At 45.6% G+C, this 24,718-nt stretch carries 19 protein-coding genes and 1 pseudogene; 13 read left to right on the top strand and 7 right to left on the bottom strand.

Features of this window, described 5'->3' with window-relative positions; translation table 11 throughout:
- The first annotated feature begins 157 nt into the window (after positions 1-157).
- The 6 genes from SP90_RS13280 (at position 158) to SP90_RS13255 (ending at position 6,405) form a co-directional block, all read left to right on the top strand.
- Entirely contained in the window at positions 158-1,006 is an 849-nt protein-coding gene (locus tag SP90_RS13280; protein WP_157471304.1) for a hypothetical protein, read from the top strand.
- Between the two features lie 661 nt (positions 1,007-1,667).
- Entirely contained in the window at positions 1,668-2,780 is a 1,113-nt protein-coding gene (locus tag SP90_RS13275; RefSeq protein ID WP_066857205.1) for a hypothetical protein, read from the top strand.
- Positions 2,781-3,068: 288 nt separating this feature from the next.
- Positions 3,069-3,620, top strand: a complete 552-nt coding sequence (locus SP90_RS13270) for a hypothetical protein (RefSeq protein WP_066857202.1) — start codon at positions 3,069-3,071, stop codon at positions 3,618-3,620.
- 82 nt (positions 3,621-3,702) lie between these two features.
- The gene (rarD, locus tag SP90_RS13265; protein WP_066857199.1) at positions 3,703-4,611 is read left to right on the top strand and encodes an EamA family transporter RarD; all 909 of its coding nucleotides are present in this window, start codon (positions 3,703-3,705) and stop codon (positions 4,609-4,611) included.
- Positions 4,612-4,772: 161 nt separating this feature from the next.
- Complete coding sequence (locus SP90_RS13260; RefSeq protein ID WP_066857195.1) at positions 4,773-5,894, top strand: NADH:flavin oxidoreductase; 1,122 nt, start codon at positions 4,773-4,775, stop codon at positions 5,892-5,894.
- Between the two features lie 205 nt (positions 5,895-6,099).
- A complete protein-coding gene (locus SP90_RS13255; RefSeq protein WP_066857193.1) occupies positions 6,100-6,405 on the top strand; it encodes a YciI family protein in 306 nt (101 codons plus the stop codon).
- A 66-nt stretch (positions 6,406-6,471) separates the two neighbouring features.
- Here the strand turns inward: SP90_RS13255 and SP90_RS13250 are convergent, their stop codons facing one another.
- From SP90_RS13250 to rpsF, 5 genes are all read right to left on the bottom strand, one after another.
- A complete protein-coding gene (locus tag SP90_RS13250; protein ID WP_066857191.1) occupies positions 6,472-7,626 on the bottom strand; it encodes a GGDEF domain-containing protein in 1,155 nt (384 codons plus the stop codon).
- A 334-nt stretch (positions 7,627-7,960) separates the two neighbouring features.
- On the bottom strand, positions 7,961-9,445 hold the full coding sequence (gene dnaB, locus SP90_RS13245) for a replicative DNA helicase (protein ID WP_157471302.1): 1,485 nt from the start codon (positions 9,443-9,445) through the stop codon (positions 7,961-7,963).
- Positions 9,399-9,923: a 50S ribosomal protein L9 gene (gene rplI, locus SP90_RS13240; protein ID WP_066857189.1), complete on the bottom strand. Its 525-nt coding sequence runs from the start codon at positions 9,921-9,923 to the stop codon at positions 9,399-9,401. The genes dnaB and rplI overlap by 47 nt, the downstream gene beginning before the upstream one ends.
- A gap of 11 nt (positions 9,924-9,934) precedes the next feature.
- A complete protein-coding gene (rpsR, locus tag SP90_RS13235; protein ID WP_019999353.1) occupies positions 9,935-10,198 on the bottom strand; it encodes a 30S ribosomal protein S18 in 264 nt (87 codons plus the stop codon).
- 1 nt (position 10,199) lies between these two features.
- A complete protein-coding gene (rpsF, locus tag SP90_RS13230) occupies positions 10,200-10,493 on the bottom strand; it encodes a 30S ribosomal protein S6 (protein ID WP_066857186.1) in 294 nt (97 codons plus the stop codon).
- A 392-nt stretch (positions 10,494-10,885) separates the two neighbouring features.
- Here rpsF and SP90_RS13225 point away from each other — a divergent pair, with 392 nt between their 5' ends.
- From SP90_RS13225 to SP90_RS16540, 5 genes and pseudogenes are all read left to right on the top strand, one after another.
- On the top strand, positions 10,886-13,219 hold the full coding sequence (locus tag SP90_RS13225; RefSeq protein ID WP_066857182.1) for an LPS-assembly protein LptD: 2,334 nt from the start codon (positions 10,886-10,888) through the stop codon (positions 13,217-13,219).
- 302 nt (positions 13,220-13,521) lie between these two features.
- Positions 13,522-14,205 (top strand): carbonic anhydrase, encoded by a 684-nt coding sequence (locus SP90_RS13220; RefSeq protein ID WP_197498801.1) that lies wholly within the window; start codon positions 13,522-13,524, stop codon positions 14,203-14,205.
- Positions 14,206-14,888: 683 nt separating this feature from the next.
- Complete coding sequence (locus tag SP90_RS13205; RefSeq protein ID WP_066857171.1) at positions 14,889-15,752, top strand: HAD-IA family hydrolase; 864 nt, start codon at positions 14,889-14,891, stop codon at positions 15,750-15,752.
- A gap of 27 nt (positions 15,753-15,779) precedes the next feature.
- Complete coding sequence (locus SP90_RS16545; protein ID WP_082936456.1) at positions 15,780-16,034, top strand: thioredoxin domain-containing protein; 255 nt, start codon at positions 15,780-15,782, stop codon at positions 16,032-16,034.
- A 12-nt stretch (positions 16,035-16,046) separates the two neighbouring features.
- Positions 16,047-16,430, top strand: a pseudogene (locus SP90_RS16540) (redoxin domain-containing protein); the annotation flags it as partial.
- A 130-nt stretch (positions 16,431-16,560) separates the two neighbouring features.
- On the opposite strand, the gene SP90_RS13195 reads toward SP90_RS16540, so the two are convergent.
- Positions 16,561-18,144, bottom strand: a complete 1,584-nt coding sequence (locus SP90_RS13195) for a sigma-54 interaction domain-containing protein (RefSeq protein ID WP_066857168.1) — start codon at positions 18,142-18,144, stop codon at positions 16,561-16,563.
- A 459-nt stretch (positions 18,145-18,603) separates the two neighbouring features.
- Between SP90_RS13195 and SP90_RS13190 the strand changes: the two genes are divergently transcribed.
- Both SP90_RS13190 and SP90_RS13185 read left to right on the top strand, forming a co-directional pair.
- On the top strand, positions 18,604-19,731 hold the full coding sequence (locus tag SP90_RS13190) for an efflux RND transporter periplasmic adaptor subunit (protein WP_066857165.1): 1,128 nt from the start codon (positions 18,604-18,606) through the stop codon (positions 19,729-19,731).
- Positions 19,732-19,736: 5 nt separating this feature from the next.
- On the top strand, positions 19,737-22,778 hold the full coding sequence (locus SP90_RS13185; RefSeq protein ID WP_066857162.1) for an efflux RND transporter permease subunit: 3,042 nt from the start codon (positions 19,737-19,739) through the stop codon (positions 22,776-22,778).
- Positions 22,779-23,182: 404 nt separating this feature from the next.
- Here the strand turns inward: SP90_RS13185 and SP90_RS13180 are convergent, their stop codons facing one another.
- Entirely contained in the window at positions 23,183-24,553 is a 1,371-nt protein-coding gene (locus SP90_RS13180; protein ID WP_066857159.1) for an amidohydrolase, read from the bottom strand.
- Positions 24,554-24,718: the final 165 nt, after the last annotated feature.

Raw genomic sequence — 24,718 nt, 5'->3', positions numbered from 1 at the left:
TAAAATATGTAACATGTTCAATTGATTTATTTATTCTGTTGTGTGACAAGCGGAGGACGCAGCTGAGGCATTAGATTCGCTGCGAATATGCGGTAATTTATGATGAAAGGCTTTGGTTTCCCCCTCCTCTGTAATTGACTGACAGGAACGTTGAGGTATGAAAAATAGTTTTGCAGGAATGTGGATGAGCGTTTGTATTGTGCTTGTCCAGATATCAGCAGCGTCCGCCGGAACGTGCTATTGGAATAACGGAACGATGCTCTTTACAGGTGATGCTGTGCAGCAGGCATTGTGTCTTACTCCGCCGGTGCGGACGAATGGGGTCGTAGGGGGGAAGGATGATGGATTACCATCCACGCTTGATGAACTTGTGGGAAGAGAATTTGATTTTTCCCGTGAAGCTGTAGAGGAATATTTTACAGAACAAGGTTTGTTTGAAGATGAACTGGGTGGGATGTTAAGTCTTCGCGTTTCCCGTGCCCGTGGTAAGCCTGCTGCATACTTTGTTCTTCATGATTCAAACGGGCCAAGCTTTGGAACAAAGACGTTTTCTCCGGATATTAATGTTTCCGAGCGGATAAATGACTTAAAGCAGTTTGGAAGACGATGGCATGTCCTGATAGGACGTAACGGTAATTCACAAACATTGATTGATTTTTTTAAGCCGCTTCGTTCTACGTATTTTGAAACACGGGATGCCGGAGCCAGAAGCAAAGGGCGATTTCTCCATGTGGGGCTGGTTCAGCCGATACGAAAAGATTCCGCCGGAACAGGGAAGCCTTGTATCCCGCTTCCGGCATATTCAGCAGAGCAGTATCGGAGATTGGCGCAGGTCTATGTTGCCGCATCTTATAGAGCAGAGCGCTGGTTGATACCAGCCTATGCCGCCCAGCTGAACAAATACGGAAAGGCGCCTGTTTGTCAGGGAGGCCCAAAGGGGTTCGACCTGGCTGAGTGGGCAGGGGCACTGCGGACAGTATACCGCGAGATTTATACCGGCAATTAACGTAATATCCAGGCAAATCTTATGCGTTCAATTGGCACACTGTATTATTGCAGTGAGTTGATTGAACGTTTTTTTGTGGAATCTGATGATTTGGATTCAACCGTGTGTTGTTACATGCTGTATAGTCACTATTATTAGGTTGTAGTTGTTTTTCTTTTGTTATTCTGACTGCATGAAAAAATATAGTCAGATTATTTCCTGTGTTATTAAGGCGATAATAAGAAAAACAAACTATCTTTTTTTTGTTTTGCAGTGGAGTATGGATGAAGTTCAAAAATTGATAGCGAGTTGCAATGAAAGTAAAAAAGAATGCCCATAGATAAAATCTAATTTTCGAAGCATGCAATACAGAGTGAGATTTCTGCAATCAGGGATAAATATATAGAGTAGCATTGCATGTATGAAGTGAAAATCATTTGAGGGGAAAGGAGCCTCCTACTCTCCATGCTCAGGTGTCAACAGACGATGGATACCAATTAACCGGGGGGCTGCAGCACGCCGGAATTTGATTCGGCGTAGTCGAGGGCAACGTGTGCGGTATGACCACATACACTGGACGGCTCTGTGTAAACAGAGCCGTCCTTGCTGTTTTGTGCAGTATGTAACAGGATGATTATGATATTGTAATTGAAGTATGCATTACAACAGGTTACTAGAGAGTATGAGTCTAACTACTGTAGAGAAAAAATCTTCATCCACGTTGAGGCTGGTTCCTTCTGCAGAACAGCAGACTGCTGTTGGAGCGCTTGTTGGTTGTGCACTTTGTCTTGGATTTATTGGATTGTTGATGGATGGCGTAACCTTGGTGCGTTTTGCAGTGCTGTACCTCTGCATTATTTTTATGGCTGTAGGTATGATCTTGCGAAGACAGCAACGTACCATTGAAATAAGTGTTCCTGATCGCTGTATCTATTTTCTTGGAAGGCGTAAGACAGATGTCTACGCCATACCATTCGGTATGGTGACCACACTCAGGCTGACAAGGCGGAATGCTCAGGGGAATCTCGTGTCTGCTGAGTTTTCTCCGAGAGAGGGAAGCAAAGGGCGGTACCCCTTCCATTTAGATGTAATGCTGCGAAACTCTGGCTATGAGACTTTGGACAGGTCTGTACTTGGCCCAGACTTGGCGGCAACGGCTTTGGATATAGCTGAGCTGACCGGCTTTGCGATTGAAGATGAAGCAGGTGTCGGTTTTTCTCGGCCAGAACGTAAGCAATACACACTCGTTCCTTCAGCGTTCGACAACAAGCTGCCAACAGATTCTGTTCTCAGACCATACGCCGTTAATGGAAGACAAGGCTTTACATGGTCGTTGTCTCCAGGTGGGCTCTACATAACGTTAATGGCATTAGCCACTGCTGGGTTACTCTACGGCGGCGGTACAGGATTCTGGAATGCATCTAACGAAGGTGGCAGCTGGTGGGCAGGAGGAACTTTGCTCGTTGTGTGCGGCTTTTTTGCATATATGGTTTTCTGGCGGCTTGTCAGAGCATTGGCAGGGAAGGGATTTGTTGTCTGGGATAATGAGAGTGTACGTTTTGGTGCAACAATTTTTGGTAAGGAATACTCTTCAGTGTTGCTGGAATTGCGGGATGTAGACGCTGTTCGAATAGCAGTGCCTCGCGCAGGGAAAGGGCGGATTGAAATAGTCCAACGATCCGGAAAGAGTTTTACTGCCGTTGCTGTAACCTCTCCCCTTGCGCCGCTTACAACAGGTGAGTTGCATTGGTTAAGTAGGGTGATGAACAGGCAAATGCTGGCTTCAGAAGTGTAGTGGTAGTTTTTGTCGAGGTAGTATTCTGTCGACGATCAAGGCTGTGGCTCCGAGAGGAAGCAGGGGGCAGTTAATTAAAATGATTAGTGATCAGGTGAACACAAAAGAGGGAAGTTTTTTACGTTGCTGTAGGTTGGGAGCTGCGCTGCAATATTCGAAATTGCTTGTAAAAGAGAACGCTCTTAGATAGGTATCTAAGTACGAAGCACCTGTTTTTGCAGAGCGTATCCTGCGGCTTTTTCAGCATAGGGTGCGCAGTTTATTAATCCAACACTGAGAGGTCTCACAATGGCGAATCCTTCAGAACATATTCTGTATAGCGGTGGTGCACGAGGCACAGAAGCTTACTTTGGTGAACTTGCAGAAAAGTACGGGCTTCAGGAAGTTAACTACAGCTTTGATGGTCATAAGCTTGAGCGTTCCCGTGGTTTACGGGTTCTGACTGCTGATGAACTGGAATTGAAAGACGTAAGCCTTACCTATGTTTCCCGTTTGATGAACCGCTCTTACTCTGTTGCGCCGTTGTTCCGCAAAGTGCTTCAGTCCATTTGCTGGCAGATTTCCAGCGGGCATGAAGTTTATGTGGTTGGTGTTATTCAGGAAGATAATACGGTTAAAGGTGGTACTGGTTGGGGAGCTGAATTTGCTAAAATTTGCAATAAGCCTCTGTACGTTTTCGGACAGGCAAAGAACGCCTGGTTCCGTTGGGAAAAGAATGAATGGATTGAAGTGGAGACACCTACGATTTCGCATAGGCACTTCACTGCAACCGGCACCCGCTTCCTTGAAGAGAATGGTAAAAAAGCTATTGAAGAGCTTTTTAAGAAGTCCTTCGGGTAGATCAAAATGTATAATTTTGCGGGAGCCTGCCTCCCGCTTTTTTTTGTGTCCAAAAATCAGGGCAGCATAAAAGGAAACCATAGTGGATAAGAATGACCAAGGTACTGCAGGAGCGATAGCTGCCATCTGTGCATTTGTTTTTTGGGGTATGGCACCAGTATACTGGAAACAGCTTGCACATGTACCTGCATTTGAGGTGTTGTGTCACAGAGTATTGTGGTCATTGTTTTTTGTGGGCATATTGTTGAGTATTCGCTCCGGCTGGGGAGCCTTCAAAACAATATTTACATCAAAACGGACAATGTTTCTTCTGACTCTCAGTGGACTGCTCATTGGCGGTAACTGGGGGCTGTACATCTGGGCTGTGAATAGCGGGATGGTTCTTCAGACAAGTCTTGGATATTATATCACCCCTCTTGTCAGCATGCTGTTGGGTGTAGCTATATTTAAAGACAAGATTCGCCCTATTCAGTTATGTGCTGTGTTGCTTGTAGTATCAGGCGTGGGAACACAGCTTGTGATGGTAGGTGAGTTACCGTGGGTATCACTGGTTCTTGCTTTTTCTTTCGGTTTGTATGGATTGCTCAGAAAACTTGCCAATGTAGAATCATTGGCAGGGCTTATGTTTGAAACGGTATTACTGGTTCCGTTTGTCCTTTACTATCTGGTTACACTGGAATTGCAGGGCACCGCGTCCTTTATGCATGTGAACACCATGACAGATATGTATTTGGTTGGAGCCGGAGTAATCACTTCCTTGCCGCTTATGGCGTTTGCCTATGCTGCATGCAGGTTGCGTCTGACGACCCTTGGGCTTTTGCAGTACATCGCCCCAAGCCTTGCATTTTTACAGGGTGTTTTCCTGTTTAATGAACCGTTTTCCATGGGGCATTTGCTGACCTTTATGTTTATTTGGAGTGCCCTTGCATTATATTCCGGTGAAAGCTGGTTGCAGCGCTCCAGACGATTCTTACATGCGGAAAAAGTATAGCGCGTCGCAAAAAACGTTTTGAGAATAGTAATAAGCCGTAGATGCTGTGTTGCAGCTTCTGCGGCTTTTTTATATTTACTGGTAATATTGATAGATTAAAAATTTAGACATCTGCTTACGAATGGGCAGCTAATCTGCATTCAGACTGTACGGAGAAAAGGATGTTTTTCGATAAAGCTACGATTAATGGAATGACTGTACAGAACAGACTTGTACGGTCAGCAACTTGGGAAGGTCTGGCCTCCTCTGAGGGCTTTGTTACTCCAGCTCTTGAAACAGCAATGCTTGATCTGGTGAGCGGCGGAGTCGGCATGATCATTACCGGACATGCTTTTGTTGCGGAGCAGGGACGTGCAGGTGAGCGGCAGCTCGGTATCCATACGGATAAACATATTAGCGGGCTGCGTTCAATGGTCGGCAAGGTACATGATGCTGGAGGTGTTATTGTTGCTCAACTTGCACATGCTGGCGGGCAGGCCGCACAGGCTATAAGCGGTTTACCGGCAGCGGGACCGAGTCCGTTTACTCGCCGTGATGGTGAAGTCTGTAAACAGATGACCGAAGAAGATATCGATAATATGGTCTATGCCTTTCAGCAGGCAGCAGCGCGAGCCGTTGCGACGGGATTTGACGGGGTACAGATTCATGGAGCACATGGATATGGCATTAGCCAGTTTCTGTCGCCGCATCTGAATAAAAGGTCTGACGCTTATGGCGGAACATTTGAGAATCGTATCCGTGTTCTCGTTCGAGTCTATGAAGCTGTAAGACGTGTGGTTGGAGACAGTTATCCAGTCCTGCTCAAAATAAACTGTGAGGATTATATTGAAGGTGGTCTTACCGTTGAAGACAGTGTCAATGCTGTTGAGCGGTTGGCAAGCGTCGGGCTTGATGCTGTGGAGATCAGCGGTGGATTGTTGACGAACAGCCCGTCTACATCCTCTGTACGTGTGGGTAATTTTGATACTCCGGCGAAAGAGGTCTGGTACAGAGATGCTGCACGGAGAGTTAAAGAGCGGACGAAACTTCCGGTAATGCTTGTTGGCGGGGTGCGAAGCTTTAGTGTCGCTGAAGGCGTGTTGCATGATGGTGTTGCAGATTTTATTGCAATGAGCAGGCCTTTATTGCGTGAACCCGCTCTTGCCAGACGCTGGGCTGCAGGAGATTTGAGAAGGGCAGCGTGCATTAGTTGTAACAAGTGTTTTAGCGTGCTGTACAACAACGAGGGGTACTTTTGTCCTGTGGCACATGATGAGGCCATTGCGGTAGGAGTCTCGGCATAAAATAGATTGAGGTGCGTTGAAAAATCTCGTACTTCTTGTGTGCTTATTTTTTTGCGAAGAAGCGCAACCCGTGACAGATACAGTATCTTGTCAACCTTCGCTGGCAGTAGCAACGCTGCGTACAGGAACTCTATTGGCAGATTGGTTCCTGTAGTCAAGCAGATTAAGTATGCTGCTGCGCCGTGTGTTAGAAAGGAGAAATTACATGAAAATTATTGCGATTGATAAAGTGCAGCCGGATGCAACGCCTGAAAAAGTGAAAGAAAACTTTATGAAAGAAGTTAACCACACTGTGAAGATGTATCTTGCAGATGTAGTTCGTGAAATGTACTTCCGTCAGGATCGTTCCGGTACCGTGCTGGTGCTTGAAGCACCTTCTGTAGAAGATGCACGTGGCCTTATTGATAAAATGCCCATGGTTCAGGCTGGGCTTATTGATTTTGACCTGATTCCTCTTGGTCCGTTTGTGCCGCTGGCATTGCTGCTGGATGAGGAAGCGCCTGCTCAATAAGATATTTTGAAACAAAAAAACGCCCTGTCTAAAGCAGGGCGTTTTTTTGTTTTAAAGTTATTTTGTTTATTCAGCAAACATGGCTGTGTTGTTGATGCCTCGTGATGCCGCAGCATTTAGTGCGGAATCTGCTTGCGAGTAGAGCGAGTTAACTGAGTATGCAGATGCACCGGACGCGGCACAGCCGATGGTAATGGTAAAGGGAACAGTCAGGTCATCGATGTGTAACGGAGAGTTTTCAATATCCAATCTGATTCGTTCTGCAAACTGGAGAGTCTGCGCGGGAGGACAGTTAGGGCTAAGGATAAGAAAGCGACGATGACTGATTCTGAATATGAGGTCTTCTGCACGGAGAAAATTTGATAAACGGACAGCAGTATTTTTTAGCAGGCTGTCGACGACAATATCCCCATATGTTTCATTGATATGATCAAGGTCATCAATTTCAACAAGGAACAATCCCATACTGTTTGAACTGCTGATAGTTGCATTGTCCTGCGTGGTAGTCATGGCATTGAATGCTCGCAGGTTAAACAGGCCTGTCAGTGTATCTTTGTGGGACAGGACAGACAGAGCCTGCTGCTTGTTTTCAATGGCCATCATAACAAATGATGCTGTGGCAATTATCAGGTACGTGATTGCCCATATTGCATAGACAGTATTCCATCCGGAAATGACGTAGTTATCAAATACAAGTGGTGAAAATGCATTGGCTATCCGTGTAATATAAATAATTGAGCTGACTACAGTAGCAAGCCCGAGAATCCAGGTGGATTGATACTTTTTGGTGTTTGTAAGCAGGTTATGGGTAATGGCAATGGCATAAGGGAGAACCATCAGGTTCAATGCGCCGATTCTTCCGGCAATATTCGGAGCGGGTACGGAAAACCAGTAAATAAGTGTCGTTAGTGCAATAATGCTTAGGAGACCAAAGACATATATCTTCTTTGAAATCTGAAGGGTAAGAAAATTGCGAACACCTAACCATAAAAGGAAGATACCCAGTAAAAGGATGTCGTAAGCTACGATTGAAGAAATATAAAATGGAACATATCCACGAAAAATAATGAGTAGCTGTCCGACACTGAAAGAGCACATTGCAGCAGCCCAGTAAAGTACTCCACGGGTAGACAGGGTACTCACATATAACCAGAGCAGTATGCCAGTTGATAAAATAGCCGTAATAGTAAAGGCTGCGTATAATTCTCGTATTGCGAACATAATTCTCTAAAAAGAGTTGAAGGTAAATATATGCATCCGGCAAATTAGTGTCTGGGAGATGAGCAGTATAGCTTGCGGGGAATTACTTTTTCGTTAAGGAAGGTAAAAAAACCGGTGCAAAAGTGAGTATTAGATAAGAGCTATACGTTGAATAGTCGAGCATTTTTTAATGAAATGAAAGTATGGAAGTTATAAAAGACTTGTAAGTAAGTGCTTGTTTTTATGAATATAAAATAGGAGACGCCAACCCGTGAGTCCGGATCGGCGTCGTAATCTCATTGTTTCAGGTTGTTACCTGAAGAATTGAATAACAGAATATTACATTTATTTATAGCTACATGCTGCCGTCGTCAGGGATTTCCTCTGAAGGATAAAGATCTGTCGGGTTTTCAAACCGGGTGAATGCACCATTATATTGGAGCTGGGCTGTGCCTACGGAGCCGTTACGCTGCTTACCGATGATGATTTCGGCAGAATGGATTTCTGCGCGGTCTTCTTTTTTGTTGTACACAGCGTCACGGTAGATAAACATAATAACGTCAGCATCCTGTTCAATAGCGCCGGATTCACGAAGGTCAGAGAGCATTGGACGTTTGTCAGCGCGTTCTTCAACCTTACGGTTAAGCTGTGAAAGGGCAACAACAGGAATATTCAGTTCTTTTGCAAGTGCTTTCAAGTTACGGGAAATATCAGAAATTTCCAGTTCTCGGGAGTCAGTCTTGCGGCTGGAGCGCATAAGCTGCAGGTAGTCTACCACAACCATGCCAATGTCTTTTTCTGCCTTCAGGCGTCGTGTTCGAGCTCTAAGATCCAGCGTAGAAAGAGACGGAGTATCATCAATAAAGATTGGAGCCTTACCTAGCACATCCGCTGCATAGTGCAAGCGTCCCCAGTCGTCATTGTCAATGCCGCGACCGGTTCTGAGCTTGTTCATATCAACACCGGCAACGGTTGCAAGCATACGTACCATGAGCTGTTCCATTCCCATTTCCAGAGAATAGAAAACAACTGGAGTATTGCCTTCAAGTGCAGCGTTAACCGCAAGGTTAAGCGTAAACGCAGTCTTACCCATAGAAGGACGTGCTGCGATGATGATAAGGTCTGTAGGCTGAAGACCTGCGGTCATTTTATCGAGGTTGTAAAAACCGGTTGTTACACCGGTAACAAGGTCGTTGCTGTCGATACGGATCGAAAGCTGATCAAACACTCTGTTAATAAGTGTTTTTGAGTCGATAAATGTTTGACCGGAAGTTCTTTCAGAAATTGCAAAAATAGATTGTTCTGATTCGTCCAGCAGTTTGTCTACTTCAGTGCCTTGATCATAGCATTTGCCGATGATGTCTGAGCAAGAAGAAATGAGACTGCGTTGAAGAGATTTGTCTCGGACGATTTTAGCGTAGTGCTCTGCGTTGGCTGCACTGATGATGGAGTTGACGAGTTCGCCGATGTACACAGCACCGCCGACTTGTTCCAGCAGGCTTTTGTCTCGCAGGTATTGACCAATGGTAACAGGGTCAACAGCGATGCTTTGCCTGTGCAGTTCCATCATGGCGCCGAAGAGAATTTTATGGGCAGGAGCGTAGAAGTCGTCTTCGGTGACGATATCTACAAGGGTGTTGAGTGCGTCCGCACGCAAAAAAATACCCCCGAGCACAGCTTGTTCTGCTTCGATACTGTGGGGGGGGACATTGCGCAGCAATTCGTCCGACACATTTTCAAATGTATCGGAAACCGAACCTTCGCCCTCATGGGCGAAGGTTTCGGTATTAAAGCTATTCTGCGGATTCTTCTGCGGATTCCACTGCGGATTCTGCGTCATTTTCTTCTACAGGAGCTTCTTCTTCGATGATGCGGCCTTCAGCTTTAACTGCAACCTTAACTTCAGCTACAACACCAGCGTGGAGACGTACACGTACAGTGTAGTCACCAAGAACGCGGATAGGAGCGTCAAGGAGGATACGACGACGATCAACTTCGAGGTCGAGAGCTGCAAGAGCATCAGCGATGTTGCTTGCGGTAACAGAACCGTAGAGCTTGTCGTTTTCACCAACACGAACTTCGATGATAACTTCAGCTGCTTCCAGTTTGTCTGCCAGAGACTGAGCTGCGCCACGTACTTTTTCCATCTGGTCTGTAAGTTTTTTACGCTCAAGCTCAAAAACTTTCATGTTAGATGCAGTAGCAACCATAGCAAGACCCTGTGGAACAAGGTAGTTACGGCCGTAGCCAGCTTTAACTTCTACAATATCGCCAAGAACGCCAAGGTTCTCTACGTCAGCACGGAGAATAAGTTTCATGACCGATCCTCCTATAAGGTGCTTTTCTTTTTCACTTCACTTGCGTGAGTGGAAGTGAAGACGAGAAGTGCCATCTGACGGGAACGCTTGATCTCACGAGTGAGAGCACGCTGGTGGAAAGCACATGTGCCAGTGATACGACGAGCGATAATTTTACCACGTTCGGTGATAAAATCACGGAGGATGTCCGGGCGCTTGTAGTTCAATGGAAGGTCTTTATCTGCACAGAAGCGGCAGAATTTACGGCGTGGAGTAAAACGTCTTTTAAAAGCCATCTTATTTTGCCTCCTCAAGCTTAACAGTTACGTACTTGAAGATACCATCTGTAATACGGATGATACGCTCAAGCTCGGCAATAGCGGTGCCAGGAGCTTCAAACTCAAGACGAACGTAGTAGCCGCGCATAAATTTCTGAACAGGGTATGCGAGGTCACGCATGCCCCAGTGGTCAGCTTCGAGTACGTTACCTTCAACGCGCTCGATAACACCAGTAAGAGTGCTCAGCAGTTCTTCGCGAGCATCACTTGCTAACTCTGGGGAGAGAAGCAAAAGTGTTTCGAATTTTCTCATTCCAATCTCCTTATGGACTTTGGCCCGCCCATCTATAAATAGGGGAGCAAGGCAGAACGAGGGTTAATATAGCAGCAGGAAAAACCTGTCAACCTAATTCTGTGCGGAACAATATCAGAAGGGTAAGAATTTGTCATCTGATGTAAAAGAGAAAATTGATTAGAAGAGAGCCGTTGGGCAAAAAAAAAGAGAGGGGGGCGAGAACCAATTATCACTGTTGAAGAAAATGGCGGCGTCAAAACTTGCTGCATGAGTTATATATGAAGATAGCGTTAAGTTTATAGGCTTTCCCTGCCACTTAAGCTGTGTTATAGCTTGAATGCTGTTGTGCATGATTAGATATTGCGTTGGAACGTGTTCTATTTTCTATCTGAAATCGTTGGGAATATTGTATGTTAGTATCATTCCGCAAGGTACTTGTGGTTTTTTTTGTGTGTGCTTTCATTGTGTCAGCATCTACTGTTGCTATGAGTGCAACACTTACAGCGACAAATGATGATCAGGAAACTGTTGAATGGCAGTTGTCTGCACAAAAAGTATCATCACTAAATGACGCGGAAGTTATTGAAGCTGAGGGGGAAGTTGTTCTTAAGCAGGGTAATGATTACCTGAAAGCTGATTTTGCCCGATACTATGCTGCTACAAACTGGGTGTACCTGTCCGGTAACGTTCAGGTCTTCATGAATAATGACAACTTATCCGCCAGTACCGCCGAGTTCGACCTTGGGAACAAGGTCGGCTGGATGAAAAATGGCAAGGTCTTTATTGACGGGCCACATGTATATTTTTCCGGTGATCGTATCCAAAAAAACTGGGGCGATTCCTACACATTTACCAACGCAAAAATTACCACCTGTGACGGCGATGTTCCTGCGTGGTCATTAAATACAAATCAGGCGACCCTTGAACTTGAAGGCTATGCTGTTATCAGGGGAGCCAATGTTGAGATCAAAGACTACCCTGTAATGGGGATGCCGTACTTTGTCCTGCCGATTAAAACTCGCCGTGAATCCGGTTTTCTCCGCCCTGAATTCGGTACAACAAACCGTTTAGGTTTCTGGTATGCCCAGCCTTATTTTTGGGCGATTGATCAGGAGCGGGATATGACCTTTTATGCTCAGTACATGAGCAAACGTGGCTTTATGCCAGGGGTTGAATACCGCTCTGCAACATCAAAAGAAGATAAACTGTGGATGCGTTTTGACTGGCTTGACGATGCGAAGACTGTAAGTTCCTTATCTCAAGCAAAAGATTTCGGATATGATGAGCTGTTGCGTACCAACGAGAACCGCTACTGGGCTCGTGGTATGTTTAATGGGACGTTCGCTGATCCGAAGTGGAAGTTTAAAGCTGATATCGACTATGTTTCCGATCAGGACATGTTGAGAGAGTTTGACAATACTATGTCCGGGTTCGATAACTCGCAGAGTGAACTTGAAGATACCTTTGGTAGATCTCTTAATGACATCAGTAACCCTATCCGTACGTCGCGTTTGCTCTTTACTCGAGACTGGAACCGATTCGGTGCTGCGTTGCTTGGAGAGTATAACCAGAACTCTGCTCTTGGGCATGGCAACGCAAAGTCTTCAACAGATACAACGCTTCAGCGTTTGCCAGAATTTGACGGGTACCTTTTCAAAAACAGATTGTTTGATCAGGTTCCGCTGACATTAACTGCGGATTTTCAGTCCGTACAGTTCGCTCGTCAAAAAGGAACTGACGGTAACCGTATTGATATTGTTCCGACCATGGGGCTTCCTCTTGTGACGTCGTACGGTACAATTACACCGGAAGTAGGTATGCGTCAGTTGTGGTACAACACAACAGAGCGTGATCCGCTTCCGACTGCGACCGGAGATGACGGCAGGGATTCCCGTACTCTCTTCCAGTTTGGTGTTTCCGGTTATTCTGAAGTCGCTCGCGTATACAACTACGCCTCAACATTGACACCTACACAGGAAAATGCAGGAAAGAGCGAAACTATCGGACTTAAACACGCTATTCAGCCTCGTTTTGAATATCGTCATGTATCCGGTAGCAGCCTTACAGATGCACCGCAGTATGATGATGTAGATAAGAAAAGCAATGAAGACGAGTTGACTGTCTCTCTTGTTAACTTGATTACCAGAAAAAAAGCGACAGTTGTTTCCGGCGATGAAGAAAAAGATGTCTTGCCGACAATTAAAACGTCCTTTAGCGAGCTTCTCTGGTTCCGAATTCTTCAGTCATATGACTTTGAAGAAGCTAAACGCAACGAAAATATTAAAATTAGTGACCGGTTGTACAAGCGCAGGCCGTGGGGCGATCTTGAAGGGGAGCTTCGATTTTATCCGTGGACGAATGTTTGGATTTCTTCCAGAACATTCTTCTCGTACTATGATAAGCAACTCAATCGCCATGACCATACCGTAACCGTTGCTGCGCCAGATTATGGCCAGTTCTCAACCGGTGTCGATTTCCGACGTAATCTTAACGAAGACATTACTTACGCAGGTACTGATTTAACAAACTTGAATGTCTGGAAAAATACCCTGACAATTGATTACTTTGATCCGTTTTCTGCGGAAGTGTACTACGAGTATGACTTCAATAAGAAAGAAACATTTGAACAGAGTTACGCTTTAGCTTATAACCACCAGTGTTTTAGGTTGATCTTCAAAGCAAAGTTTACACCGTTTGAAGATAGCTATAAGATGTATCTTGAATTACCGGGACTCACTTTCTAGCTATGTAAGCTCATGTAAAGCGTCCTTCGTATGAAGGGCGCTTTTTTTGTGTCTACTGACTTAGAATAAATTAGCCTTATGAGTAGTTCGTTGTTGCTTACTCTTAATCATAAGTGTATCACAATGAACTTTTGCATACTTAATCTTGTGTTGTGCAGTCGTTCAGTTTCCCTGTCGAGGGTTGGGAATTTTCTTGAATGCTGTAGCAGCATCAGGAGGAATGTATGCGAAAGGCATTATGCTATGCGCTGGCTATTTGTTGTATACTGTGTTTGACAATAAAAAATGAAGCGAGGGCGAATATGCGCGATAGAACTCCAGAAAGCGCGCTCAAGGCCTTGCAAGATGGGAATAAGCGGTTCGTAGCGAACGAATCTGCACACCCGCGCACGAGCTATGAGCAGACGATAATGGAAAAGGAGCTCAATCAGAACTTCCATGCGATTGCAACGGTAGTTGCGTGTTCTGACTCCCGAATGCCAGTTGAACGTATCTTTGATGTAGGCATTATGGACACATTTGTTGTTCGTACTGCAGGTAATGTTATCGGTGTTGAACAGACCGGTTCCATTGAATATGGTGTAGGAGTGGTAAAAACTCCTTTACTGGTTATTCTTGGACATACCAATTGCGGTGCTGTTCAAACGACTATTGATAAGCTGTACAACAAAGATGAAGAGCTGACTCCAAGTATTGATGCAATTGTTGCAAGGATTAAACCTGCCGTACTTAATGTGCTCAATCGAGATGAGGAGCTGAAAGGACAAAGCGTTCTGGATGCTTCTGTAGAGCAGAATATCTGGCAGGGATTGCATGACCTGTTCATGCAGAGCGAGCTGATTCGCGATATATATGCTGCTGGTGATGTTCAAATCGTTGGTGGTGTGTATGATCTGCATACTGGTGCTGTACGCTGGCTGGCTGGCAAGCATGTTGCTGATGTGTACACAGCAGTGCAGAATGAATTAGATAAGAATGCACAATAGCAGTTTGATATGCTGCACTTAAAGGCACTGCATTGCTATGCCGATAACGAAACCCGCCATTTGGCGGGTTTTTTTGTTTTTGATTACAAAAAAGTAAAACACATGTGTCTTTTTCGGTTTTGTATTTATTATCAATATGTTGAACTGCTTGGTGTACGTGTTGTTTCTGCTTGTCACTGTAGGATGGAGCAGTTTTACGCTAAGCGTATTGACTTTTTTGTAAATTTAAGGGTACACAGAAATCACAGCAGAAATGACATTTTTGAATAAATCAAAGGTTTCATTTTAGTTCTTCTTTGTTTTTTTAAACAAATTTGTTTGTCACAAAGAATATCCTCGCGTTGCGGGGCCGGTATTCGTTTCCAGCAGTAGCGAATCTCGGAGTATTTCTTTTTGGCAGACACGAATGACGTTCGTACAGGTTCAGCAGGCCTGTATGGATACCAATCATGCCCATGCAAGGGGCTGAAAGCTAACTCTTCTCGCAACGTAGAGTGAGCCAATGGGGGAGACCGGTGAATTATCACCGGTCTCATTCGTTTTTAGCCCGATTGCTTTTCTTGCTCCCCACCTTGGCACATTCAGCTTGTCGACTTGTTGGATACGAAAAAAATATCGCTGACCCGCTGCTCCTGTGGTATTGTGCAGTATCGGAAAGAACATTCATACAGGCAGGAGCGGACATGCATACTCTTGTTTTTGATGTATATGGAACGTTGGTTGATACGACGAGTATACCAGCAGCTCTTGAAACGAAGCTTGGTGAACGTGCTGTTGTATTTGTTAAGCAGTGGCGTAACAAGCAGCTTGAGTATGCCTATAGAATGGGGTTGATGCGTTGGTATCAGCCATTTTCTCAGTGCGCACGGTATGCTTTTGAGTATACATGTGAAGAATTTGGTGTGGTTTTTTCTGAGCAAGAAAAGGAAGCACTCTTTTTACGCAGTCTGTCTTTTCCTGCCTTCGATGATGCGGAAGATGCATTAAAAAAACTATCTCAGACTGATGCTACGTGTTTTGCCTTTAGCAACGGAACAGTCAGCGAGATTGAAACAGTCTTAACTGCTACCAATATCAGGCCATATTTTCAGGATGTCATAAGTGTAGATGCCGTGAAGGTATTTAAGCCGTCACGTATTGCATATGCGTATCTGCTTGAGCGTATCGCCTCTTATCAGGAAGGCAGGGATAGAAGAGCGCGTAAGGTGGCATCGGTCGGTTCTGAAGAGGCGAAGTCTGTGGGTGTGTTTCAATGTTCACCGCAAGGATGTCTCCATTATGTGGAAGCGGGGCTTGAAGAACAGGAGAACACAGTGGCTAGGCAGAATTCTTCTGCTTCATACGAAGAACGTACACGCGTCTGGCTGGTCTCTTCTAATCCGTTTGATGTCATCGGTGCAAAGGTAGCTGGGCTACAGGCGGTATGGATTAAACGCTCCTCAGCTTCTATATATGATCCATGGGGTGTGGAGCCGACATTGACTGTTGCTACCTTGACGGAACTCTATGATGTTTTGCGATATCGGAATGTAGTTACTCCGACATAATTCCATAGTTAGTAGGAGAGAATAGATATGTCTGAACGATTAGCCGACCAACTTGCAGCGCGCAGAGAAGAATTTGCCCGCATGGCACCACAATCTGCACAGGACGTCATGCGAAACTCCGCTGCAATGCTTAAAGAGTCCGGTATTACAGATGGTGCAAAGCATACAGGTGATCGTGCTCCTGATTTTGTATTACAGAACGTAACTGGTAGTTCGGTAGATTTTGTGGCGTTACGCAAGAATCATCGCGTCGTGATTTGCTTTTACAGAGGTGGATGGTGACCGTATTGTAACCTTCAGTTGAAGGCATTACGCGAGGTGCAGCAAGATATTGAATCCAGAGATGCAGTGCTTATTGCCATCTCTCCAGAGCTTCCAGATAATTCGTTGTCAGATGAAGAAAAACAGCAGATTCCTTTTGAGGTGCTGACAGATCCTGATAACAAAATTGCCCGTCAATTCGGACTGGTATTCAGCTTTGATGAAAAGTTGCGTGAGGTCTATAAAGGCTTCGGGCTCGATCTTGAAAAAGCGAACGGAAATGACAAGTGGGAGCTTCCTGTTCCTGCAGTCTACATTGTCGATAAAGACGGAACCATTCTGTATGACTTTATTGATACGGACTATACAATCCGTATGGAGCCGGCAGATATCCTTTCTGTTCTTGATCGCGTATAAATAAATGTAAATGAAAAAGCCTAGCCTTCGCACTCAAAAAGAGTGTGAGGGCTAGGCTTTCTTGTACCCTTTTGCTGTACCAGTGCTTGGTCGTATGGATAGCAAGTTGTCGGCAGATATCCTGATGCTGTTATCGTTTTTTACCGAATGTAATGTTGAGCTTGCGCATTCGGTGTCGCAAAGTGGAAGGGTTAATCCCCAACAGCGCTGCGGCTCCGTCTGTCCCTTCAATTTTCCCTTTGCAATGCTGCAGGGCTTTTTCAATATACATGCGGGTTACTTCATCCAGCGTGGGAAATGATGCAGGGGATACTGGGAAAGTTGGAATTAATGCGTCGGTTGAGTCCGCAATATCTATTGTCACAGAAGGCTCAGGTGCAGGTTGCGACTTTTTGCTAGATGTCGCAAGTGATGCAAATGTGAGTGGCTCACCTTGGCTCAGGATAATTTGTCGTTCAACTACGTTGTGCATTTCCCTGACGTTTCCCGGCCAGTGATAGTTGTTGATATTATCCACACCTTCCAGTGTTACAGGTGGTGGTGAAATTCCAAGCTTTGCTGAACAGCTTCGTAAAAAGTGCGCAAGAAGTAATGGCAGATCATCTTTACGTTCTCGGAGTGGTGGTATGACGACTGGAAACGCACTTAGCCTAAACCATAAATCTTCGCGAAATTTTCCTTCCTCAACCAATTTATTCAAATCTCTATGAGTGGCAGCAATAATACGGGCATCAATAGGGATTTCTGTATCGCCACCGACGCGTTCTATTTTCTTTTCTTGCAGTACGCGTAGTAGTCTGACCTGAGCGTCCAGTGGTAGTTCTCCTATTTCATCAAGGAGAAGTGTACCGCCATTAGCACGCTCAAAACGACCTTTTCGTTGTTGTCCGGCTCCGGTAAAGGCACCTTTTTCATGCCCGAATAGAACGCTGTCTACGAGTGATTCTGGTATGGCACCACAGTTTACAGTTATGAATGGGCTGTCACGTCTTGGAGACATGCGGTGCAGTGCGTTTGCGAGAACTTCCTTGCCGACGCCTGTTTCCCCCAAAAGCATGACAGGAACATCTGTGTTTGCCACCTGCGATAGCATGTTGAGCGTTGTTTTGAGGCCAGAGTTGGCACCAATAACGGTTTCTCCGGCTTGCTTGGCAAGTTCCCGTTGCAAGAATTTGTTGTCATCTTGCAACTGATCTTTCACAGCTTTGAGTTCGTCAAAGCGCAGAGCATTTACGAGAGCAATAGTTAGCGGAACAGTTAGCGATGAAAGTAATTCCACCTCTTCATTACTAAATGCATTTGGAACATCACGCGTAATGCCTGCTACACCGAGTATTTCCCCTTCAATGCGCAAGTAGCAGATTACACCAGAAAAAATTCGTGAACTGAAACGTTTTGTCACCTGTTCAGATATCTCCAGTTCTGCGGAGTTGGGAATGTAATCAGAGAGAAGACTGTCGTTATTGGCATCCGCCATAAACAGTTCGTGGAGGTCGTCGTTGACTTTTAGATCAGCGACTAATCGTTGCTCTCCTTTGTGCATTGAAATGATGTTGTGCAGTATCTGTTTTTCATCATCATAGGTGTCAAAGCTGATGGCATCTACAGGTACTCTGTCCTGCAAAAAACGATATAGGTCAGTAATGGCCTTTTGCAGGTTGAGTGTTGAGCACGTTATTTGGGTAACGCTTTTAAAAAAATCGGTTTGTGGCATAGTTCCCCCGCACAAAAGAGAAGCTGTCATATATGGCAGCTTTTTTATGTTCTGTTAAATATAACAGCCAATCTGTTAAATACAACAGTTTTTGATGGGGTACGATTCTTTTTAGTTGTAACGTGCTCATTTTTTGGAAATATTTTTTTGGCATGCAGATTGCTTTTATACGCCAGCTGCCGAAATTAAAAAAACAACACATTATCATCAGGTTGTTGATGAAGGCTTACGATTCGCCGTGTTGATCGACGATGAGTCAATCAACGGGAGTGCGATACAACAACTGTTATTTTGCGGGAGGTTCCCGCATCGGACCTTTCGGCAGTCTTTTTTATTTTTGAAACGGGCTGTTATGGAATGACCAGATCTATATCACCCTTGTTTTTAACACTATACATTCATGATTACAGCACCTTTAATAACTCGAGGAGAGGTGCTGTATTTGCTGGGGAGCATTTCATGGAACGTTTGAACGTTAAAAGTTTAGTATTTGTTATTGCAGGATTACTGCTATTGGTTCTTCAAGGCTGTAACAGCGACAAAGCTGTTGAGGAAACAGTGGTTGTTAAGCCTGTAAAGGTGATCACAGTTAATAGCGATGCTGGATATGTGGAAAGAGTCTTTCCGGGGACAGTTGTTGCAGGTGAAAAAGCTGAAATTGGTTTTCGTGTAGCAGGGCAGTTGAAAGAGCTGCTTGTGAAGGCTGGCGAAAGAGTTGAGCGCGGACAGACAATTGCGACACTTGATACCAGCGATTTTCAAACCCAGCTGCGCGGCCTTGATTCTCAGCTGGAAGGAGCTCGTGCATCTTTAGTTGAAGCTGAGTTGAATTTTAAACGTAATTCTGTGTTGCTGAAGGATGATATTGTTTCCAAGGCAACCTATGACAGTGCGCACAGTAGTTTTGAAAATGCACGTGCTCAGGTAAAGCAGCTTGAGCAGCAGCGCGAGCAGGCTCGCTTGAATTTAGAGTATACTGAGCTCCGCGCTCCGTTTGACGGTGTGGTTGCACAGACCTACGTGAAGAACTTCGAAAACGTTCAGGCTCAGCAACGTATTGTACGTCTGGATGATGTGGAACATCTTGATGTTGAAGTTGAAGTGCCTGAGCTGATTATTGCTCTTCTCAAATCTAAAAAGGATGCTCCTAAACCTTCTGTCCGTTTTGCTGCTATGCCGGATAGTCTGTACGAAGCAACTCTTAAAGAATTTGAGACAACTGCTAACGCGGCAACAAGAACCTACACTGTAACAGTTACACTTCCACAGCCGGAAGGTGTAAACATTTATTCAGGTATGACCGCTGAAGTTATCGGATACTTACCGGGTGATTCTGCGAATCAGGGGGATGGGGTACGAATTCCTGTAAGTGCTGTCGCAGTTGATGAAGCACAAAACCCTTTTGTGTGGGTTGTTCAAAAAGACAATACCGTAAAACGGACTTCTGTTGTTCTTGGTGCAATGCAGCAGGATGACTATCTCCTCAAATCCGGTCTTGATTTTGGAGCACAGGTTGTAACTGCGGGTGTTCACTACCTTCAAGAAGGACAAACTGTGCGTGTGCTGCAGGGTGAGATTGGAGAATAGCTGCCATGAGTATCGGAGAATGGGCGATCAGTAAGCGTGTAACAACGCTTACTCTGACCGTAGTACTTATTGTTGGTGGGCTGTTCGCATATCAGTCCATGGGGCGATTAGAAGATCCTGAATTTACCATTAAACAGGCGCTGGTTGTAACAACATATCCGGGGGCAACCGCGGAAGAAGTTGCATCAGAAGTATCTGAACCGATTGAAAGTGCGATCCAGCAGCTTGCACAGCTTGATAAAATTACCTCTGTATCAACTCCGGGTAAATCTATTGTCACTGTTGAAATAAAAGATAGCTATGACAAAGAAACACTCCCTCAAGTATGGGATGAGTTGCGCAGAAAGGTTGGCGATGCTCAAAAGAACTTACCTCCAGGAGCGCAGTCCTCTGTTGTTGTTGACGACTTTGGTGATGTGTACGGCATTTTGTACTCAATCACCGCGGAGGGGTATTCATATAAAGAGCTTCAGGATTACGTTACCTTTTTACGTAAAGAGCTGCAGCTCATCAAGGATGTCGCAAAAGTAACGGTCTGGGGTGACCAGCAGGAAGCTGTATTTATTGAAATCCCCCGCGCTAAGTTGCGTCAACTGGGTGTGTCCACGCAATCAATCATGAATGCACTGCAGCAGCGAAACCTTGTTGCTGACTCCGGTAATGTTCATGTGGGTAGCGAATACATTCGTATATCTCCCTCGGGCGGAATTACCTCTGTAGAAGCGCTGGGTGACATTTACATAACAGACTCTTCTTCCGGTAAGCTTGTTTACCTGCAGGATCTTGCGGAGATTACCCGTGGGTATATCGAACCTTCCACAAACATTATGCGACAGAACGGTAAGCGCGCTCTCGCAGTCGGTGTTTCTCTTGCCTCGGGTGGTAACATTGTTGACCTTGGTGAACGTGTAACAGCCCGCCTGGCAGAGCTTGATGCCTCTACTCCTGTCGGGTTCCAGATTGAACCGATTTATTTCCAGCCGGATTACGTAACAAAAGCTGTTGACGGCTTTGCGATCAGCTTGCTTGAAGCTGTCGGCATCGTAGTTGTTATTCTTATGATCTTTATGGGACTGCGAAGTGGTCTGCTTATTGGTGCCGTATTGTTGATTACGGTGTGCGGCTCTTTTATCTTTATGAAGATGATGGATATCCAGCTTCAAAGGATTTCTCTGGGTGCCTTGATTATTGCATTGGGAATGCTGGTTGATAACGCCATTGTTGTCACAGAAGGCATGCTTATACGAATTCAGCAGGGCGAGAACAAGTTGGCGGCAGCACGCGCTGTTGTCTCGCAGAACATGTGGCCGCTGCTTGGTGCGACTGTGGTTGCAGTCTTGGCTTTTGCTGCTATCGGTCTTTCCAGTGACTCCACTGGTGAATACTGTGGCTCTTTGTTCTGGGTATTGCTTATTTCGCTGATGCTGAGCTGGGTAACAGCCCTGACCATTACACCACTTTTATGCGAAATGTTTTTGCATAAAAAAGATGGTGGTGAAGATGTTGATCCGTACGGAAGTTTCTTGTTCCGTGCATACCGGAGCTGCCTGCGTTTCTGCCTTAACTTTAGATGGCTTACCGTTGCATCGTTGCTTGGGCTGATGTTTGTTTCCGGTTATGCAATGCAATATGTGGATCAGATGTTCTTTCCGGCATCCACACAGCCACAGTTCTTTATCGATGTCTGGAAGCCTGAAGGGTCAGATCTGAGTGCTGTAAATGGTGATTTGAAAATCCTCGAGAAGAAGCTTGCTCAAGATAAGCGCGTGGTATTTACCTCAACCTTCGTTGGGGCTGGTGCGCCTCGATTTATGCTCGTATATAACCCTGAGCAGAATTATTCGAACTACGGACAGTTGATTGTTACGGTTAAGGACTATCATGATGTTCCGGCAATGATTGACGAATACAGAACGTATGCAAGTAATACGTTTCCTGAAGCCTTTTTTAAATTCAAAAAAGTTCGTCTTGGCCCTGGGCGTGATGACCCGATCGAAGTGCGTTTCTCCGGTTCAGATCCTGAGGTTCTCAGAGAGTTGTCTAGGAGAGCACAGGCTATTTTTGCGTCACATAGTAACTCCCGTGGTATCCGCGACAACTGGCGACAGAAAGCCAAAGTTATTGTTCCGGTGTTGAACGAGCAAGCTGTTCGCCGCGCAGGACTCGACCGTCCTGATATCGCAAAAGCACTGAAAGGGGCATACGTTGGTACTGCTGTTGGTACCTACCGTGAAGATGATACACTTCTTCCGATCGTAATGCGTCCTCCGGCAGACGAAAGAACAGATGCAGGCTCAATGAACTCTGTGCAGGTGTTCAGTCCGGTGTCCAACAGTATGATTCCACTCGGGCAGCTCGTTTCTGAGTTTAAAACTGAGTTTCAGAATAACGCGGTACATAGAAGAAACAGAAAGCCGACCATTACTGTGTCATGTGAAGCAAAAGTTGGACAGCCGACTGCGTTATTTGCAGAGCTTCGTGCCGACATTGAAGCAATACCGCTTCCTGCTGGATACACTATGGAATGGGGCGGTGAGTACGAGGACTCCACAAAGGCGCAGGCAGGGTTGTTTGCAACCATTCCTACAACAATTGTGTTGATGATTCTTATCACAATCGGATTGTTTAACTCTCTGCGGGAGCCGCTTATCATCTGGCTAACTGTTCCGCTTGCAATCATCGGTGTTGCGTGGGGACTCCTTGGGGCAGGGCAGCCATTCGGCTTTATGGCGTTGCTTGGCTTCCTGAGCCTTATGGGGATGCTCATTAAAAACGCAATTGTATTGCTGGATGAAATAAACTTGCAGATACGTGAGGGCAAGGAGCCGTTTACAGCGGTGCTTGATGCTTCAGTAAGTCGTGTCCGTCCTGTTATGATGGCAGCGAGTACAACAGTACTTGGCATGCTCCCGCTGCTTGCCGATGCATTCTTTGTATCAATGGCTGTAACAATTATGGCAGGTCTTACTTTCGCAACCGTGTTAACGCTTATTGTTGTACCAACACTGTATGTAATCCTGTTTAAGATTCGAGAACAGGTAGCGTAATTCCTTCAGGGAGTGCCAGTTCTGGTACTCCCTGAATTGTAATTTCAGGCGGGACTTATATTTTCCTAACCATGCACTAGGCAGAAAGGGACAGTAACTCCTCCCCCTTAGTAGTTACGCTCTCCTCGAGCCCTTATCTGCGACAAAGCCCATGTGAATTTCACATGGGCTTTCTGGTTAATGATACGTTTGCGCACTGTTGTGTTAGAATCTCAAGAATAATTTATGCGTAGGATGGGGGAATATTGCTTTAAGGGGAGGGGGGATTAACATGGTCTCAATCTGATAGCGAACCTTGTCACTTTAATCGTAAAAAAAACGCATGTGTATTTCACATGTATTTTTTTACTACTTTTGCGTTGCTGATAGCTATATGCAAAAACAGCGAACGATACATGCATGAGTTAACGGACGCGCACAACAGGGAAGCGTGGTTTTAACTGTATTCCGGCACGTTCTCTGATGGAATCTGCATGCTGTTGTGCTTTTTCGAGAAGAGCGCTTTCGTCGAACGTGACAATAGCTTTATCCTTCATAAGCCACTGCCCGTCACACATGGTATGCGTCACATTAGATGAGTGCATTGAATAAACAAGGCTGGACACAGGGTCGTGCACTGGCACAGAGCCCGGTTTGAGTGAAGGTTTGATGATTGCGAGATCTGCCTTTTTCCCAGAAGTCAAAGAGCCAATCTGATCCTCCCACAACAGTGCCTTGGCAGCGTTTACAGTTGCCATCTCAAGAATGGTTTCCGCTGGAACAGTCGTTGAGTCAAGCGTGCGGCCTTTATGGATAAGGGCAGTCAGGTACAGTTCGTCCAGCATGTCCATACGGTTGTTGCATGGTGCACCGTCCGTCGCAATGCTCACACAAACACCTTTATTAAGCATTTCAGGAACCGGTGCAAAGCCAAGGACACGCATGGCTGCACCCGGGTTGTGTGAGACTTTAACATTGTGCTCGGCAAAAAGTTCAATTTCACGTTCAGTAAGCCACACTGTGTGTACTGCAAGAAGGTTCGGGCCGAGAGCACCCAGCTTTGCAAGGTGTTCGACAGTGGTGGCACCGCGTGTGTTGCGTACAAAATCAACCTCTTCTTTGATTTCAGCAACGTGCATATGAATGCCGAGGTTCATTTCGTCAGCAAGCTTCTTGGTACGCACGATAAGTTCATCGGAGTTGTTGAAGATGGTTCTTAACCCGAACCAGCAACGGATACGATCGTTTTCAGCGCCGTTCCAGCGTTTGATTAGGTCAAGCTGGATATTGAGTGCTTCGTCTGTACTTTCCTGTTTGTTTTCTGGAATTCCCTCACCGCAGTCCATGGTGGAGCGGGCTAGGATGCCTCTGATACCGGCTTTTGTGACAGCCCGTCCCATTGCGTCCACATGTTGTCCTCCTGGCTCTGCGAAGCAGGTCACACCTGAGCGGATGAGTTCTGCACAGCAGGCAAGAGCTGAAATTTCAACGTCTTCTTCTGTCATAGCCAGTTCGTAGGGCCATGTTCGTTCATGCAGCCATGTGAGGAGGTCTACATCGTCTCCCAGTCCACGCCCGAGTTGTTGGCACAAGTGAACATGTGTGTTGATAAGACCGGGAATAATGATGGAATCTGTACAGTCAATGACTTCAGCATCCGGTGAGATTAGCTCGGGTTCTACTGTGCCGACAGCGCTGATGCGGTCGCCAGTAATAAGGATATCACCGTTAACAAACATCTCGCGTTTGTCATTCATGGATAAGATAAGTGCATTGCGTAACAGTTTTTGCGACATGAGCCCTCCGCAAAGAGAAAATTGGAAAAAACGTGGGAATATGCCTGAGGGTTCCTGCTGTCAAACCTGCTGGTGTTGAGACAATTGCGCGAGACAGTTTCGTTAAAAAATCCGAAGCAGGCTTAGATGTAGCTAAGGAATAATGCGTGGTTGCCACGTTTTGGA

The organism is Halodesulfovibrio spirochaetisodalis, assembly GCF_001672295.1.
GTDB classification, from domain to species: domain Bacteria; phylum Desulfobacterota; class Desulfovibrionia; order Desulfovibrionales; family Desulfovibrionaceae; genus Halodesulfovibrio; species Halodesulfovibrio spirochaetisodalis.
The sequence above is the reverse complement of the archived record's forward strand: the minus strand, read 5'-3'. Positions and strand labels throughout refer to the sequence as shown.